Origin of the sequence: Devosia albogilva (assembly GCF_042685625.1) — a bacterium.
In the GTDB taxonomy this organism is placed as follows: Bacteria; Pseudomonadota; Alphaproteobacteria; order Rhizobiales; family Devosiaceae; genus Devosia; species Devosia albogilva.
Window position 1 is genome coordinate 2,595,619 of sequence record NZ_JBHUNP010000001.1, and the last position, 15,102, is coordinate 2,610,720.

Annotated in this window: 20 protein-coding genes; 8 read left to right on the top strand and 12 right to left on the bottom strand. The window is 66.5% G+C overall.

Translation table 11 applies throughout. The annotated features are described in order from the left end of the window. Positions 1–105: 105 nt before the first annotated feature. Both ACFSX5_RS13055 and ygfZ read right to left on the bottom strand, forming a co-directional pair. On the bottom strand, positions 106–681 hold the full coding sequence (locus tag ACFSX5_RS13055; RefSeq protein ID WP_386833993.1) for a hydrolase: 576 nt from the start codon (positions 679–681) through the stop codon (positions 106–108). A gap of 106 nt (positions 682–787) precedes the next feature. Then, complete coding sequence (gene ygfZ / locus ACFSX5_RS13060) at positions 788–1,618, bottom strand: CAF17-like 4Fe-4S cluster assembly/insertion protein YgfZ (protein ID WP_386833995.1); 831 nt, start codon at positions 1,616–1,618, stop codon at positions 788–790. 69 nt (positions 1,619–1,687) lie between these two features. Here ygfZ and ACFSX5_RS13065 point away from each other — a divergent pair, with 69 nt between their 5' ends. Beyond that, positions 1,688–3,016: a dihydroorotase gene (locus ACFSX5_RS13065; RefSeq protein WP_386833997.1), complete on the top strand. Its 1,329-nt coding sequence runs from the start codon at positions 1,688–1,690 to the stop codon at positions 3,014–3,016. Here ACFSX5_RS13065 and ACFSX5_RS13070 read toward each other — a convergent pair. The 4 genes from ACFSX5_RS13070 to ACFSX5_RS13085 all read right to left on the bottom strand — a co-directional run bounded on the left by ACFSX5_RS13070 (position 3,013) and on the right by ACFSX5_RS13085 (position 4,724). Beyond that, positions 3,013–3,540: a hypothetical protein gene (locus ACFSX5_RS13070; RefSeq protein WP_386833999.1), complete on the bottom strand. Its 528-nt coding sequence runs from the start codon at positions 3,538–3,540 to the stop codon at positions 3,013–3,015. The genes ACFSX5_RS13065 and ACFSX5_RS13070 overlap by 4 nt on opposite strands. A gap of 51 nt (positions 3,541–3,591) precedes the next feature. After that, entirely contained in the window at positions 3,592–3,867 is a 276-nt protein-coding gene (locus ACFSX5_RS13075) for a hypothetical protein (protein WP_386834001.1), read from the bottom strand. 85 nt (positions 3,868–3,952) lie between these two features. Further along, positions 3,953–4,312 carry a TIGR02301 family protein gene (locus ACFSX5_RS13080; RefSeq protein ID WP_386834003.1) on the bottom strand — a complete coding sequence of 120 codons (360 nt, stop codon included), beginning with the start codon at positions 4,310–4,312 and terminating at the stop codon, positions 3,953–3,955. 13 nt (positions 4,313–4,325) lie between these two features. After that, entirely contained in the window at positions 4,326–4,724 is a 399-nt protein-coding gene (locus tag ACFSX5_RS13085) for an NUDIX hydrolase (protein ID WP_386834005.1), read from the bottom strand. 75 nt (positions 4,725–4,799) lie between these two features. Between ACFSX5_RS13085 and ACFSX5_RS13090 the strand changes: the two genes are divergently transcribed. The 3 genes from ACFSX5_RS13090 (at position 4,800) to ACFSX5_RS13100 (ending at position 6,244) form a co-directional block, all read left to right on the top strand. Further along, entirely contained in the window at positions 4,800–5,525 is a 726-nt protein-coding gene (locus ACFSX5_RS13090) for an SOS response-associated peptidase (RefSeq protein ID WP_386834007.1), read from the top strand. A gap of 64 nt (positions 5,526–5,589) precedes the next feature. Further along, positions 5,590–5,871 carry a type II toxin-antitoxin system Phd/YefM family antitoxin gene (locus ACFSX5_RS13095; RefSeq protein WP_386834009.1) on the top strand — a complete coding sequence of 94 codons (282 nt, stop codon included), beginning with the start codon at positions 5,590–5,592 and terminating at the stop codon, positions 5,869–5,871. Further along, on the top strand, positions 5,855–6,244 hold the full coding sequence (locus ACFSX5_RS13100) for a type II toxin-antitoxin system VapC family toxin (protein ID WP_386834010.1): 390 nt from the start codon (positions 5,855–5,857) through the stop codon (positions 6,242–6,244). The genes ACFSX5_RS13095 and ACFSX5_RS13100 overlap by 17 nt, the downstream gene beginning before the upstream one ends. Here the strand turns inward: ACFSX5_RS13100 and ACFSX5_RS13105 are convergent, their stop codons facing one another. After that, on the bottom strand, positions 6,245–7,651 hold the full coding sequence (locus tag ACFSX5_RS13105; RefSeq protein ID WP_386834012.1) for an FAD-binding oxidoreductase: 1,407 nt from the start codon (positions 7,649–7,651) through the stop codon (positions 6,245–6,247). A gap of 92 nt (positions 7,652–7,743) precedes the next feature. Between ACFSX5_RS13105 and ACFSX5_RS13110 the strand changes: the two genes are divergently transcribed. Continuing rightward, positions 7,744–8,553: an enoyl-ACP reductase FabI gene (locus ACFSX5_RS13110; RefSeq protein ID WP_386834013.1), complete on the top strand. Its 810-nt coding sequence runs from the start codon at positions 7,744–7,746 to the stop codon at positions 8,551–8,553. A gap of 50 nt (positions 8,554–8,603) precedes the next feature. Further along, positions 8,604–9,224, top strand: a complete 621-nt coding sequence (locus tag ACFSX5_RS13115; RefSeq protein ID WP_386834014.1) for a histidine phosphatase family protein — start codon at positions 8,604–8,606, stop codon at positions 9,222–9,224. Here ACFSX5_RS13115 and ACFSX5_RS13120 read toward each other — a convergent pair. After that, positions 9,221–10,060: an MBL fold metallo-hydrolase gene (locus tag ACFSX5_RS13120; protein ID WP_386834016.1), complete on the bottom strand. Its 840-nt coding sequence runs from the start codon at positions 10,058–10,060 to the stop codon at positions 9,221–9,223. The two genes, ACFSX5_RS13115 and ACFSX5_RS13120, sit on opposite strands and share 4 nt — an antisense overlap. Positions 10,061–10,189: 129 nt before the next feature. Here ACFSX5_RS13120 and aroC point away from each other — a divergent pair, with 129 nt between their 5' ends. After that, positions 10,190–11,305 (top strand): chorismate synthase, encoded by a 1,116-nt coding sequence (gene aroC / locus ACFSX5_RS13125; RefSeq protein ID WP_386834017.1) that lies wholly within the window; start codon positions 10,190–10,192, stop codon positions 11,303–11,305. A gap of 111 nt (positions 11,306–11,416) precedes the next feature. On the opposite strand, the gene ACFSX5_RS13130 is transcribed toward aroC, so the two are convergent. The 4 genes from ACFSX5_RS13130 to ACFSX5_RS13145 are packed head-to-tail and all read right to left on the bottom strand — an operon-like array spanning position 11,417 to position 13,959. After that, positions 11,417–12,160, bottom strand: a complete 744-nt coding sequence (locus tag ACFSX5_RS13130; RefSeq protein ID WP_386834018.1) for a TlyA family RNA methyltransferase — start codon at positions 12,158–12,160, stop codon at positions 11,417–11,419. After that, a complete protein-coding gene (locus tag ACFSX5_RS13135) occupies positions 12,157–12,756 on the bottom strand; it encodes an SCO family protein (RefSeq protein ID WP_386834020.1) in 600 nt (199 codons plus the stop codon). Before ACFSX5_RS13135 ends, ACFSX5_RS13130 begins: the two co-directional genes overlap by 4 nt. A gap of 4 nt (positions 12,757–12,760) precedes the next feature. After that, on the bottom strand, positions 12,761–13,003 hold the full coding sequence (locus tag ACFSX5_RS13140; protein WP_386834021.1) for an exodeoxyribonuclease VII small subunit: 243 nt from the start codon (positions 13,001–13,003) through the stop codon (positions 12,761–12,763). Between the two features lie 8 nt (positions 13,004–13,011). Beyond that, positions 13,012–13,959: a histone deacetylase family protein gene (locus tag ACFSX5_RS13145; RefSeq protein ID WP_386834022.1), complete on the bottom strand. Its 948-nt coding sequence runs from the start codon at positions 13,957–13,959 to the stop codon at positions 13,012–13,014. Positions 13,960–14,033: 74 nt separating this feature from the next. Between ACFSX5_RS13145 and ACFSX5_RS13150 the strand changes: the two genes are divergently transcribed. After that, a complete protein-coding gene (locus tag ACFSX5_RS13150; RefSeq protein WP_386834023.1) occupies positions 14,034–14,987 on the top strand; it encodes an L-threonylcarbamoyladenylate synthase in 954 nt (317 codons plus the stop codon). Positions 14,988–15,102: the final 115 nt, after the last annotated feature.

Here is a 15,102-nt window from a genome sequence, read left to right on the forward strand (position 1 = left end):
TCCGTCCCGTTTTGAGCCGCTTGCGGCAATCACGTTAACGGATCAGTAACCAGATTTATCCCTCGCGCAAAGTTCATCGCGCAGCAGGGTTAATCCGCACAGGGTTCAGGCAGTGCCGGAGATCGCCTCGAAAGCGGCAACGAAGCGGTCATGTGCCTCGCGGGTAGGCCAGGGCCGGATCAGCCGTTCGAAGAAGTCGAGTTCGAAGGCGGCGACGCCGGGAGCCCCGAAATACTTGCGGGCCTCGGATTCGGTGAAGCCGGCAAGTTCCACCGCCTCGTAGTAGGCGGCCTCGCGGTCGGCTTTCTTGACCTGCTTCACCAGCGCAGCGGGCATGGCAGCGGGCAGGGAAAAGCGCAGGTAGATCGCCGACAGGAGGCGCTGTTCGACCAGCTTGTAGTTGCCGCCCATCGCCGCCTTGAAGGGGGAGATGAGGTCGCCCATCACATATTCCGGTGCGTCGTGCAGCAGCGCCTGCAACTGTGCTGTGGCGCCGGCCTCCGGCTGCTGGGCACGGAAAAGTTCCAGCACCAGCACCGAATGTTGCGCGACGGAGAAGGGGTAGTCACCGACGGTCTGGCCGTTCCAGCGGGCCACGCGGGCGAGACCGTGGGCAATGTCAGAGAGTTCGACGTCGAGGGGCGAGGGGTCGAGAATATCGAGCCGCCGGCCGGACAGCATGCGCTGCCACGCCCTTTCACCTGCCTGTGCCATATGTCCCCGTCGCGATTGCCTGCGCGCGCGAGCCTAGCGGAAGGTCGGACGATTCGGGAGTTCGGCGCGGCGACTAGTCCTCGGGAACGCTGTCGCCGAAGTGGTAGGAAGCCCAGGGCGGCAGGGTCAGGCCGACGGGCTTGTCGTTGACGGTGACGGCGGACGGATCGGTGATACGGTCGAGCCGGAGAATGGCGACGGCCTTGCCGTCGTCCACCTGGCCGATTGTGCCGGCCTCGCGGCCCCCCGCCACGACCGCCGTTCCAGGCTCCGCTTCCACACCCGAGACGATCACCGGCCGACGTCGGGCGGTGCCGCGATGCTTCATGCGGCTGACCACTTCCTGGCCGACATAGCAGCCCTTGTCGAAGTCGATGGCATCGAGCAGGTCGAGGCCGATGTCGTGGGCGAAGATGTCGTTGGCGGGGAAGTCGTTGCCCTGGTGAGCAATGCCGCCCGCGATGCGCCTCTGCTGGTAGGCTCGATCGTCCTGCGCCCAATGGGCGGCCTCTTCGGCGGAGGCGATTACGCGGGATCCAAGAGACACCGGCCCCACCCTGTCGCGATGAACGATCCCGGTTAGGTCGGCCCCGTCGGAAAACCCGACGCGGTGCGTTGCGCGCAGGTCGTCAATGTCGACCTTGGCGCGCAGGCGGTACATGCGCATGCGCTTGAAGAAATCGTCGGCGACCGACTCATGCACGTCGAGCCACAGCGCCTCATCATTCCAGCCGGCGAGACCTTCTGCCAGAATCTTGCCCTGCGGCGACAGCAGCGCCCACGGCGCGGCAACGCCTTCATCGGCAGCAGGGATGTGGCCGGTGACGACGTCGTTCAGGAGCTTGTGGGCCTCGGGGCCGCCGAAGCGGAACACGGCGCGGTCGGCGCGCAGATGGATGGTCATGGTGACTTGCCTCGCGGAGCGCCCCTCCGCTACATCGGCCGGAACACGGCAAGCGGCGGGACCGAAGACATGGCGCAGTACGACACGATTTTCAAGAACGCCACCGTGGTGAACCATGACGGGCAGGGGCAGCGCGATATTGCCGTCAAGGACGGTCGCATCGCGGCCGTGGGCTCCATCAGCGGCGACGCGGCGGAGGTCGTCGACTGCACGGGGCTCCATATCCTGCCGGGCGTGATTGACACCCAAGTGCACTTCCGCGAGCCCGGGCTGACCCACAAGGAAGACCTCGAATCGGGATCACTGTCGGCGGTGATGGGTGGCGTGACGGGCGTGTTCGAAATGCCGAACACCAATCCGCTGACCACCAACCGCGAGCGGTTCGAGGAGAAGATCCGGCTCGGCACCAATCGCATGCACTGCGACTTCGCCTTTTATGTCGGCGGCACCCACGACAACGTCGCCGACCTGCCGGAGCTGGAGCGGCTGCCGGGCTGCGCCGGCATCAAGGTGTTCATGGGCTCCTCCACCGGCTCGCTGCTGGTGCAGGACGATGCCGGGGTGGAGGCGATCCTCAACGCCATCTCCCGCCGTGCCGCGTTTCATTCCGAAGACGAATACATGCTCGAGGAGCGCGAGCACCTGCGGGTGCCGGGTGACCCCTCGAGCCACCCGGTGTGGCGCTCGCCGGAAGTGGCGCTCAACTGCACCGAGCGCCTGGTGGCGCTGGCGCGCAAGACCGGCAAGCGCATCCATGTGCTGCACATCTCGACCGCCGAAGAGATGGTGTTCCTCGCCGATCACAAGGACGTCGCCAGCGTCGAGGTGACACCGCACCACCTGACTCTGGACGAGACCGCCTACGATCGGCTCGGCACCTATGCGCAGATGAACCCGCCGGTGCGCGACAAGGCGCATCGCGATGGCATCTGGGCTGGCGTCCACAACGGGGTCGCCGATATCCTGGGGTCCGACCACGCGCCGCACACGCGCGAGGAGAAGGACCATCCTTATCCCGAGAGCCATTCCGGCATGACCGGCGTGCAGACGCTGGTGCCGATCATGCTCGACCATGTGAACGCTGGCCGAATGAGCCTCGAGCGCTTCGTCGACATGACCAGCCACGGGCCGAACCGGCTGTTCGGCATCGCCAACAAGGGGCGTATTGCCGTCGGCTACGATGCCGACCTGACGGTGATCGATCTGAAGCGCCGCGAGACCATCTCAAATGAGTGGGTGAAGAGTCGCGCCGGCTGGACGCCCTATGACGGCGTGACCGTCACCGGCTGGCCGGTCGGCACGGTGGTGCGGGGCAGGCGGGTGATGTGGAACGGGGAACTGGTCACCCCATCCACCGGGCAGCCGATGCGCTTCAGCGAAGCGCTGTCGCGTCCCTAGTCGCCAGCGACGATCGCGGTCCAGCGGCCATTGGCCTCGATGATGGTGCGGGTCGCCAGCCAGCCGCCATATTCGGCGAAGTCGTCGAGCGCGTCGGCATCGACGAGCTGGTAGGCCTCGAGCCGTTGTTCGAGGGGCAGGTCACTGAGGTCTTCGAGCCCGGCCAGGAACGGCCACATGTAGAACATGGTGCCGTCGCCGGCATCTACCCGGGCATAGGGCGATTCGAGGATCTCGATGAGCCCGGCCATCGCGTCGACGCCGTCGCCGCTTAGGGAATTGGCAGTGAGAAAGTCGGTGATCGTCTCGGCACCACCGAAGCCGATCTGCAGGTCGTCGCCCCTCTCAGTCCGGACCTGTTCGAGCCCGTCGAAATCGCCGGCACGGGCAGCGTCCAGCAGCGCCTCGTAGGTCTCGAAGACCGGTGCGGGCAGGGCGGAGAGGTCGCTGCTGACCGATGTCTCCTGCGCGGCTACCGGCACGGTGAGGGCAAGAAGGGCGAAGGCGAAGGGGATGGTGCGCATGCGGGAACTCCTTGCGCCGATCATGACCGGTGGAGAGCTGCAGGCAAGCCCCTACTGCAGATTGCGGTCGAGATTGTATTCGCCGGTACGGATGCGGTCGGGCAGGTTGGCGATGAGTTCGGCGGTCGCATCGTCGCCATGCAGTTTTACCAAGGTCGCAAGCGCGGCAAATAGCGACGCATGGGCAAGCGCAGCCGACTCCACGCCGTCATCTTCGGCGCTGTTCCAGGCTTCGGCCAGGTATTCCAGCGCGATCTGGCGCTCGTCCTGATCGCGGCCTGCGGCGTCCTGGCCCCAGCCGGGGGCAAAGATGGATCTCGTGGTCATGGGCAATGCGTTAACACGCCGATGCGGCGACAGCGCGGCGGAAGTAACCCGAAGGTTAACATCTGCTATGCAGTTCTACCGAGCCCTACTCCGCGAAGCGGGCGTGAATGTCGCGTACGATCCGCTGTGCCTCTTCGAGCAGGCGGTGGTAGGCGGTACTGGCTGCAGGGGTGCAGGCGCGGTGAAAGCGCGCATAGGCGGTGTAGCCGGTGTTGAACGCACCCGCGAGCCGCTGCCGGCGATCATCGTCCGGCTCGTCGAGTTCGATCAGTTCGCCCATCTCTTGCCGCCAGTCGGTATCGGCATTGCCGCAGAGCGGCTCGAGGAAATAGAGGCTGCCCATGATCTCCGAGAGCCGCTCCATCTGCCGCTGGTAGGGCGGATCGATGGCGGCGGCGGGACCGACGAGGACCAGAGCGAACAGCAGGGCGAAGAGGGTGCGCATGAGCGCGCTCATATCAGCTTTGTTGCAGCACGGCGAATGCCTTCGCCAGAACGTCATCCAGGCGGCTGGTGGTTCGCAACGCCACGAGAGCCGACGGATCGATCCACTTGTGGTCGGCCACTTCGTCCGACGGGCGGATCAGGCCGCTGAAGTCCTGGGTGGCGAACACCGCCAGGCGGAACTCGCCATTGCGCCCGAGCGCCTGCACCAGCACCGGCCGGAGATTGCGCACGGCGAGGCCGAGCTCCTCCTGCACCTCGCGCGCAGCACATTGCTCGATGGTCTCGCCCGGCTCGGTGCGGCCGCCCGGCAGGGTCCACAGGTGCTGGTAGGGCTGACGGGCACGCTTGATCAGCAGCACCTTGCCGGTGCGGATGATGGCGACGCTGGCGGCGTTGGGGATCTCGGTCACGTTTCTGGTTCGACAAATTGCGATTCGGGTCCACAGAGACTACCTGTTGCGGCGGCACGAAAGGAGAAAGAGCCGATGTGCGGACGTTATGCCTCGACCCTGCCTCCCGAAATGATGGCGGAACTGTTCAAGCTCCTGAACAGCGTCGAAATCGTGCCCCGCTACAACATCGCGCCAACTCAGCCGGTGGTGGCGATCTGGGAGCAGGAGGCACGGCGCGAGGCTCACTTTGCGCGCTGGGGCCTGGTGCCGAACTGGGTGAAGGACCCGCGCGAGTTTCCGCTGCTGGTCAATGCGCGGGTCGAGTCGATGCTGGACAAACCGGCCTTTCGCGACCCGATGAAACACGGTCGCTGCATCCTGCCTGCGAGCGGCTACTACGAGTGGCACACCAACCCCGACAAGTCGAAGCAGCCCTACTACGTGACGATGGCCGACGGCAGCCCGATGGCGCTGGCAGGACTCTGGGCTACCTGGGAGGGGCCGAACGGCGAGCTGGTGGACAGCGTCGCAACCATCACCGTGCCCGCCAACCGGCAGTTGTCGGAGGTGCATGACCGCATGCCGGCCGTGTTGCGGGGCGAGGCCATGGACCAGTGGCTCGACGTGCGCCACGTGCGGGCGCGCCATGCCGCGCAACTGGCGCTGCCGCTCGAGGATGGCGCGCTGAAGTTCCACCCGGTCTCGACGCGAGTGAACTCCGCCCGCGACGATGACCCTGGCCTGATCGAGCCGGCCGAGATCGTGCGACCCCAGCCGAAGCCGAAAAAGGCCGCGAGCGGGCAGATGAGCCTGTTCTAGCCTGCAGCTTGTGCCGGCGGCGAGCGAGGCCTACATTAGCCAGGCTTAGCCAAGGAGGCCGAGAATGAGCACCGTGAACATGCTTCAGGCCAAGACCAATCTGTCCAAGCTCGTCGAGGCGGTGGAAAGCGGCGCCGAGGAGGAGATCATCATCGCCCGCAACGGCAAGCCCGCGGCACGGCTGGTGCCGATCGCGGCGAAGCCGCTGGGCAAGCGGAAGCTGGGGATGTTCAAGGGCATGTATCCTTCTATGTCCCTCGAGGAGTTCAACGCCGACGACGAAGAGATCCGCCGGATGTTTGAGGATAGTTCGATCTTCCCGGGCGAAGATGAACCTGCTTCTTGATACCCACGTCGCCATTTGGGCGGTCATGGAACCCGAGCGCATACCCCGCAAAGTGCAGCGGCTGCTGGAGGATCAGCGCAATACCCTCTTCGTGTCCGCTGTCTCGATCATGGAAGTGGCTATCAAGCGCCGCAAGGGCGGCAAGTCGGCACCGAAGTTCTCGAGCGCGCAGATGATCGTCATGTTCGAAGGGTTCGGACTGCTCATGTTGAATCTCACGGCCGCGCATGCCGCAGCGCTGGAAGAGATAGCGCTGGCGCACGCTGATCCATTCGACGGGTTGATCCTGGCGCAGGCACTGGCCGAGCCGATGCGTCTCGTCACTGCCGACAGCAAGCTGGCTGCCTACAGCGACACTATTATCACCTGGTGATCATCCCAGCATCTTGCCCGGGTTGAGGATGCCTTTGGGATCGAGCGCCGCCTTGATGGCGCGCATCATCTCGAGTGCCACCGGGTCCTTGACGCGCTTGAGCAGGTCGACCTTGAGCTGCCCGATACCGTGCTCGGCGGAAACCGAGCCGCCGAGGCGCAGCACCACGTCGTAGATCGCTTCGTGCAGCGCCTCGTCGAACTGCGCCATGAAGGTCTTGCCGTCGGCCCCCACAGGCTGGCTGAAGTTGAAGTGGATGTTGCCGTCGCCGACATGGCCGAACGGCACCGGGCGGATGCCGGGGGCGAGCGCTTCGGCGGCGGCCGAGCCCTGTTCGATTAGCGCCGGGATGGCGGCAACGGGCACAGAGACGTCGTGCTTGACCGAGGCGCCCTCCTTGGACTGGACCTCGCTCATCTGCTCACGGAAGGCCCACATGCGGGTGCGGTCGGCGAGGGATTCTGCGAGGACCGCGTTGTCGATGAGCGCGGCGGTGAACGCCGCCTCGATGGCGCTGGCAAGCGTACCGGGATCACCGCCGCTCATGCGCGAGAACTCGACCAGCGCGTACCAGGGCGAGGGGCCGGCGGTGGGATCACGATCCAGCATGCCATGGCGGAGTTGCATGTCGAGCCCGAGGGCGGGCACCAGCTCGAAGGCGGTCAGGCGGCCACCGAGCCGCTCGCGCAGCAGTTGGAAGAGTTCGACCGCGCGGGCGGGGCTCGCGACATTGACCAGCGCCGTTTCGTGGTCTTCCGGCTGCGGGAACAGCTTCAGCGTTGCCGCGGTGATGATGCCGAGCGTGCCTTCGGCGCCGACCAGCAGGTCCTTGAGGTCGTAGCCGGTATTATCCTTCTTCAGCGCGTTGAGGCCCTGGTAGAGCCGCCCGTCGGCGAGCACGGCTTCCACCCCCATGGTGAGCTCGCGGGCATTGCCATAGGCCAGCACATTGACGCCGCCGGCATTGGAGGAGAGCAGACCGCCGATCCGGGCCGAGCCCTGTGAGGCAAGCCAGAGCGGGAACATCATGCCCTCAGCTTCGGCGGCAGCGTGGACGTGCTCCAGAATCGCGCCGGCTTCGACAGTAATCGTGCCTGCCGCCGGATCGACGCTGCGGACACGGTCGAGCCGCGGGAGGCTGACGATGACCTCGTCGCCTCGGAGCGGGACCTGCGCCCCGACAAGCCCGGTATTGCCGCCCTGGGGTATGAGGCCGATGCCATGCTCGTTGGCCCAGCGCGCGATCGCCTGCACCTCCGCGACCGTGCCGGGCCGGACGACGGCTGCGGCAGTCTGGTGGAAGCGGCGGCGCGGCTCGCTGATATAGGTCGCCATGCCCGGGCCCGGGGCGATGACGTGGTCGGTGCCGACGATGGCGGCGAGCGTGGCGATGATGTCGATGGTCATGGTGAAAGCTTGAGCTGGCGGGGCGGCGAACTTGCCCCCTACAGGGCCCTGTGTCACAACCGACCTAACGACTCCAGCAAGGGAAAACAACAATGACCACTGGATTGATGGCCGGCAAGCGCGGCCTCATCATGGGTCTCGCCAACAACCGGTCCATCGCCTGGGGCATCGCCAAGCAGTTGCATGCCCAGGGCGCCGAAATGGCGTTTTCGTATCAGGGCGAGGCGCTGAAGCGCCGCGTCGAGCCGCTGGCAGCCGAGGTCGGCTCCGACTTCCTGGTCGAGTGCGATGTCAGCGACGAAGCGGCCATGGACGAGACCTTCCGCCAGATCAAGGAACGCTGGGGCAAGCTCGATTTCCTCGTCCACGCCATCGGCTTCTCCAACAAGGAAGAGCTCGAGGGCCGCTATATCGAGACCAGCCGCGACAACTTCGCGCTGACCATGGACATCTCGGTCTATTCCTTCACGGCCGTCGCCAAGCGCGCCGAGCCGCTGATGTCGGCCGGCGGATCGCTGCTGACGCTGACCTATTATGGTGCGGCCAAATACGTGCCGAACTACAACGTCATGGGCGTGGCCAAGGCCGCGCTCGAGGCCTCGGTGCGCTATCTCGCCGTTGATCTCGGCAAGTCCGGCATCCGCGTCAACGCCATCTCGGCCGGTGCGATCAAGACGCTGGCTGCATCCGGCATTTCCGGCCTGCGCGACATGCTGCACTGGCAGGAGGCGAACTCCGCTCTCCGCAAGAACGTCTCGATCGACGATGTCGGTGGTGCCGCAACATACCTGCTGTCCGATCTGGCCGGTGGCGTCACCGGTGAAATCCACTACGTGGACGCCGGCTTCAACGTCGTTGGTATGAAGCTGCTCGACGATGCAACTCCCGAGGCGAGCGAATAGGCGCTCGCCACTAGCTTGAAGGACGCGCCTGCCCACGGCGCGGAAAGAACATGACTGCGCCCGCCTGGCCGGAAATCTACTTCATCCGGCACGGAGAGACGCCGTGGAATGCCGAGCGCCGCTACCAGGGGCGCAAGGACATCCCACTCAACGAGAAGGGCAAGGGCCAGGCGAGCCGCAACGGCAAGCTGCTGGCCCAGCTGTTCAAGGAGCGGGGGCTCGACCCCCGCGCCTTCGAATGGCACGCCTCGCCTCTTGGCCGCACCCGCGAGACTATGGACCGGGTTCGTGCCGGCTTTTCCATCCATCTGCCCGAGGTGAAGTACGACGTGCGGCTGATGGAGATCTCCTTCGGGGTGCTCGAGGGGAGCCTCCACGAGGAACTGCCGGCCAACATGGCGGTGGCTCCGGGGCATCGCGACGAAACCTATTGGGACTTCCGGCCCGAGAACGGCGAGAGCTACCGGGACGTTGAGGCGCGGCTGATCGAATTCGCCGCAGTGCTGACCGGTCCGTCGGTCGTGGTGGCACATGGCGGCATTGCCCGGACCCTGCGCGTGCTGATCGAGCGGGCGCCGGTGATCGAGGTGATCAACTGGGCCCCGCCGCAGGATGCGGTGATGCACTTCACGCCAGGCAGGATGGAACTGCTGCGGCCCGACGAGGCCTAATGGCCCTCACGCAGGTGTTCGGGCGGCGCGATCTGCTCGAACTCGCTGGCGAGTTGGCGTAGCGCCCGGCGCATCTCTTCGCCCGCCGCCGCTCGACCGTGGCCGGTGATGACGAGGTTCGGCTCAAGGGCCGCCAGGCGCCGCACCGATTCCGCCGAAGCGATCCAGTCCGGGGTGAAGTAGCGCGGTGGGCCGTGCATCTCCGGCTTTTGGGTCATGACCTCGTAGGCAGATTCCTGGCCGGTGGTGATGAAGGCATCGGCCGAGATGAGGCTGCGGTCGGCTTCCCGCCAGAGCGCGATCTGCCCTGGGGTGTGGCCGGGCACATGCACCCAGCGCCAGCCGGGCAGATGCGGTACGGACCCGTCCTCCGGCAACAGGCGCAGGCGCTCGGACACGTCGACCGGCGTGCGCGGAAACATCGGCGCGAGCTTGGGCATCACCCCGCCATCGGCCTTGGTGTCGGGCGTGGGATAGCTCGCCTGGCCGGTGAGGTAGGGCGCTTCGAGCGGGTGGGCATAGACGGGCACATCCCATTCACGGCTGAGGCTTTCGAGCCCGCCGACATGGTCGAAATGACCGTGCGTCTGGATGATCGCCGCGGGAGGATTATCCCGGCCGAAGCGCGCGTGGGCGGCATCGCGGATGGCGCCGGCAGAGCCGATGATGCCGGTATCGACCAGCACCCAGCCAGGCTGGTTTGGCCGGCCGACATAGATGACGTTCACCAGCACCGTCCGCAGATAGGCGATATCGGGCGCGATTTCGTGCGTGCCGCCGCCACCGTCGCGATCAGCCGCGAGGGCTGCATCGGAAAGAGGAATCTGAACCGTCATGCGTACTCTCCTTGCGCGGGGAGAAGTCGACAGGCCGGTCAGGGTTCGCAGGCATGCGGCGTGTTAAGCCGGCTCGATTGACCCGGGCGCCGCCGCTGCCCTAAACAGGCGACCAACAGGGGCCGCGCCATGTCGTTCAATACCTTCGGGCATCTTTTCCGCTTCACCACCTGGGGCGAGAGCCACGGGCCGGCGCTAGGCGTCGTGGTCGATGGTTGCCCACCGGGCCTGCTGCTGACCCCCGAGATGATCCAGCGCGATCTTGATCGCCGCAAACCCGGGCAGTCGAAGTTCACGACGCAGCGGCGCGAGGCCGACGAGGTGCGCATCCTCTCGGGCGTGTTCGAGGACGAGCGCACCGACGGACCGCGCACCACCGGCACCCCGATCTCGCTGATGATCGAGAACACCGATCAGCGGTCCAAGGACTATTCCGAGATACGCGACAAGTACCGGCCCGGCCACGCCGACTACACCTATGACCAGAAATACGGCATCCGCGACTATCGCGGCGGCGGCCGCACCTCGGCGCGCGAGACGGCCGCGCGCGTGGCGGCCGGCGCGGTGGCCCGGCAGGTGCTCAAGGGCGTCACCGTTCGGGCGAGCCTCGTGCAGGTCGGTCCGCACAAGATCGACTACAGTCGCTTCGACTGGAGCGAAGTCGACAACAACCCCTTCTTCTGCGCCGATCCGGTGGCGGCCGGAGAGTGGGCCGACTATCTCGATGGCATCCGCCGGGACGGCAACTCGGTGGGCGCCGTGATCGAAGTTGTGGCCGAAGGCGTGCCGGCTGGTTGGGGCGCACCGGTCTACGGCAAGCTCAGTGCCGACCTGGCATCGGCGATGATGAGCATCAATGCGGTGAAGGCCGTCGAGATCGGTGCTGGCTTCGAGGCCGCGAGCTTGACCGGCGTCGAGAACGCCGACCAGATGCGCGCCGGGCCGGAGCAGCCCTATTTCCTCTCCAACAAGGCCGGCGGCATTCTCGGTGGAATCAGCAATGGCGACCCGATCGTCTGCCGCTTTGCGGTGAAGCCGACCTCCTCGATCATCACCCCGCGCCAGACCGTGACCACCAGCAACGAGGACACCGACATCGTCACCAAGGGCCGCCACGACCCATGCGTCGGCATTCGTGCCGTGCCGGTCGGCGAGGCGATGATGGCCTGCGTGCTGGCGGATCACTATTTGCGCCACCGCGGTCAGACGGGCCGTGAAGGCGCGGTGGGCTTCGAGCGGAACTGAACGATTTGGGTGCGAGGGGCGGCAACCCCACTCCACCCGCACAGAGCGATGGGTTCCTGCGTCCCCTCGCCCCTCCGGGGAGAGGGTCAGGGTGAGGGGTTGCGCAGAGCCTCAGGTGCCAGCGCGTCTGAACACCAGCACCGTTTCCCGATTGCCGTCGCCACCGGCGATGGGGGAGGGGACGGACAGAATGTGCCGGAAACCCGCCGCCCCCACAAACGCAATCACCTCCGTCATGGCGCGGGCCGTCTCCGCCTCATCCGTGACGATGCCACCCTTGCCGACATGCTCGCGGCCGACCTCGAATTGCGGCTTGAACAGGATGACGGCACCGGCGGCAGGGGCACAAAGGGCCAGTGGCGCAGCAAGCACCTTGGTCACCGAGACGAAGCTGATGTCGGAGACGACAAGGTCCACCGGCTCGGGGATGACCTCGGCGGTGAGATCCCGCGCATTGGTGCCTTCGAGGCTGATCACCCGACTGTCGCCGCGCAGGCTCGGATGCAACTGGTCGTGCCCGACGTCGACGGCATAGACCTTGGCCGCGCTCCGCTCCAGCAGCACCTGGGTGAAGCCACCGGTGGACGAACCGACATCGAGGCAGATGCGCCCCTCGACGGGAACATCAGCAGCGTCCAGGCCGGCGATCAACTTAAGGGCAGCGCGGGAAACATAGTTCGAGGCAGGATCGGCAATGGCGATCGCGTCATCGGGCCCGACCTGCTGGTTGGGCTTGCCGGCAGTAACGCCGTTGACCGTAACGGTGCCGCGCAGGATGGCATCGCGGGCTCGGGAGCGGCTGGGAGTGAGCCCCCGCTGCTCCAGCGCCTGGTCGAGCCGGATGCGCTCGCTCACCCCTCGACCAGCCGCTTCACCTTGGCGACGGCGGTGTCCTGGGCTTCCTGGTAGGCGATGGTGCCCTCGAACTGCCCGTTCTCGTCGATCAGGAAGGTCAGCGCCGAATGGTTGACGAGGTAGTACGGATCATCCGGCTCGCCCACCTTCTCGGAGAACACGCCGAAGGCCTTCTTGGCGTTCTCGGTCTCCTCGAGCGAGCCGACGAGGCCGATAATCGACGGATCGAAGGCTTCCACATAGTCCTTGACCATCTCCGGCGTGTCGCGCTCGGGATCGACGGTGACGAAGATGATGCGCAGGTCCTCCGGCGCGAGGTCCAGCGCCGCCCGCCAGGCCGTAGTCTCGGCGAGGGTGGTGGGGCACACGTCCGGACAGAAGGTGTAGCCGAAGAAGACCAGACTCGGCGTGCCGCGCAGGTCGTTCTGCGTGAAGGTGCCGCCCTGGGTGGAGGCAAGAGCGAATTCCTGTCCGGTTACCCCCAGAGGCCGCTGCGGCGGGCGCAGGAAATAGAGCGCCGTTGCGCCGATGGCGGCAACCGCAACCAGCACCCACAGGACAATACGGAAGGTGCGCAGGGACTTGGTGGTAGCCATGATCTCAGGGGTCCAGCGGCTCGAGCCCGGTGGCGCGGCCATCCCGCGACAGCGTGATCTTTTCGATCCGCGCTTCGGCCGTCTGCAGCAGCGTCTCGCAATGCTTCTTGAGGGCTTCGCCGCGCTCGTAGATGGAGATCGACTCGGCGAGCGGCGCCCGGCCGGTCTCGAGCTTCTGCACGATCTCTTCGAGCTGATGGAGCGCTGCCTCGAAGCTGAGGGCGCTGATGTCGTCGGTCTCCGCCATGACTGCTCCTAATCGTCGAGGCGGCCGACCGCCCCATCCATCAGCATGGCCACATGGTGCGAGACACCCTGGGCCAGGCCCTTGAGGTCATAGCCACCTTCCAGCAGCGAAACAATGCGGTTGCCGCAGGCGCGATCGGCCACATCCATCAACTTGCCGGTAAGCCAGCTGAAATCGCTCCCCTCCCACTGGAGCTGCGCCAATGGGTCGCGCTGGTGGGCATCGAAACCTGCCGAGATCAGCAGCAGGTCCGGGGCGAAATCGACCAGTGCCGGCAGGATTGTGCCGAGATAAGCCTCGCGCATCGCCTCCCCACCGGAGCCCGGCGCCAGGGGAACGTTGCAGATATTGCCCACGCCCCGTTCGCGCGGGCTGCCGGTGCCGGGGTAAAGCGGCATCTGGTGGCTCGAGGCATAGAACACCGTCGGGTCCGCCTTGAAGATGTCCTCGGTGCCATTGCCGTGGTGGACGTCAAAATCGACGATCGCGATGCGCTCGGCCCCGTATTTGCGCTGCGCCTCGCGAGCGACGATGGCCACCGTGTTGATCAGGCAAAACCCCATCGGCCGAGCGATTTCGGCGTGGTGACCGGGCGGGCGGATGGCGCAGAAGGCGTTGTCGGCCTCGCCCAACAGCACCGCATCGAGTGCCGCAAGCGCGCCGCCTAGGCCGGTACCGGCGACGTCGAGGGACTCGGCGGAGATGAAGGTGTCCTCGTCGAGCTGACCAATGCCTTCGGCCGGACGCGCATCGCGCAGTCGGGCCAGGTAGCCGCTGTCATGGACGAGTTCCGCCAGTGCGAGATCGCTCGAGGGGGCAGGGCGGCGGACCAGGCGATCAAAGCGCGGGCGCGACAGCGCGTCCTCGACGGCCCGGATGCGGTCGGCGCGCTCCGGGTGGCCGTCCGGCGTGCGGTGATCGGCGAAGTTCTGCTGGGACACGAGCAGCGTGGTCAAGATGGGTGCTTCCGCGCTGGTTTGCTGGCCTTCGTCTTGACGCGGCGGGGCGCGGTTGTCAAACAGCCGCCACCATGATGAACGGCGCCCAAACGGTTCCTGAACGGCCAAACCTGGCACAAGCCGCGGCGCTGATCCGTGCCGGGCAGCTCTGCGCCTTTCCCACCGAGACGGTGTACGGGCTCGGCGCCGATGCCACCAACCCTGATGCGGTGCTGTCGATCTACGAAACCAAGGGCCGGCCGCGCTTTAACCCGCTGATCATCCATTGCGCCGATCTGGCCATGGCCGAGACGCTGGTGACGTTCACGCCACTGGCGCGCGACCTGGCGGCGCGGTTCTGGCCGGGTTCGTTGTCGCTGGTGCTGCCGGCAAAACCCGGCAACGGGCTGGCCGATGTGGCGACGGCCGGGCTCGACACGGTGGCGGTGCGGGTGCCCGACCATCCGCTGGCGCGCGAACTGATCTCGGCGGTCGGGAGGCCGGTGGCGGCACCATCCGCCAACCCGTCCGGGCGGCTGTCGCCCACGACAGCCGAACAGGTGCGCCGCGGCTTCGGCGGCCGCGTGCCGGTGCTTGACGGCGGGCCCTGCCAGGCGGGCGTGGAGTCGACCATCGTGCGGGTCGAGGGCGAGCGGCTGGTGCAATTGCGCGCCGGTGCCGTGGCGCGCGAGGAAATCGCCGCGGCCATGGGCCGTCCGGTGGAGGTGGTGGGCGAAGACGCCGGGATTGCGGCGCCGGGCATGATGCTCAGCCACTATGCCCCCAATGCGGGAATACGCCTGTCGGCGGAGCCGCGGCCAGATGAGGCTTACCTGGCCTTCGGGCCGGCGGCGGAGTTCGACGGCCCCACCCGCAACCTGTCGCCCGCAGGTGACCTGCGGGAGGCGGCACGTAACCTGTTCTCGATGCTGCACGAACTCGATGCCAGCGGTGCAGCGGTGATTGCAGTGGCGCCGATACCGGAAACGGGGCTCGGCGAGGCAATCAATGATCGCCTGCGCCGGGCCGCGGCACCGCGCGGGTAAGTAGGCGGCCCCTTCGCCCCCTCTCCCCTGAGGGGAGAGGGTTGGGGTGAGGGGTTCACCCTCGCGGCAGAACACCGGCGCTGAACCCCTCACCCGCCGCTTCGCGGCGACCTCT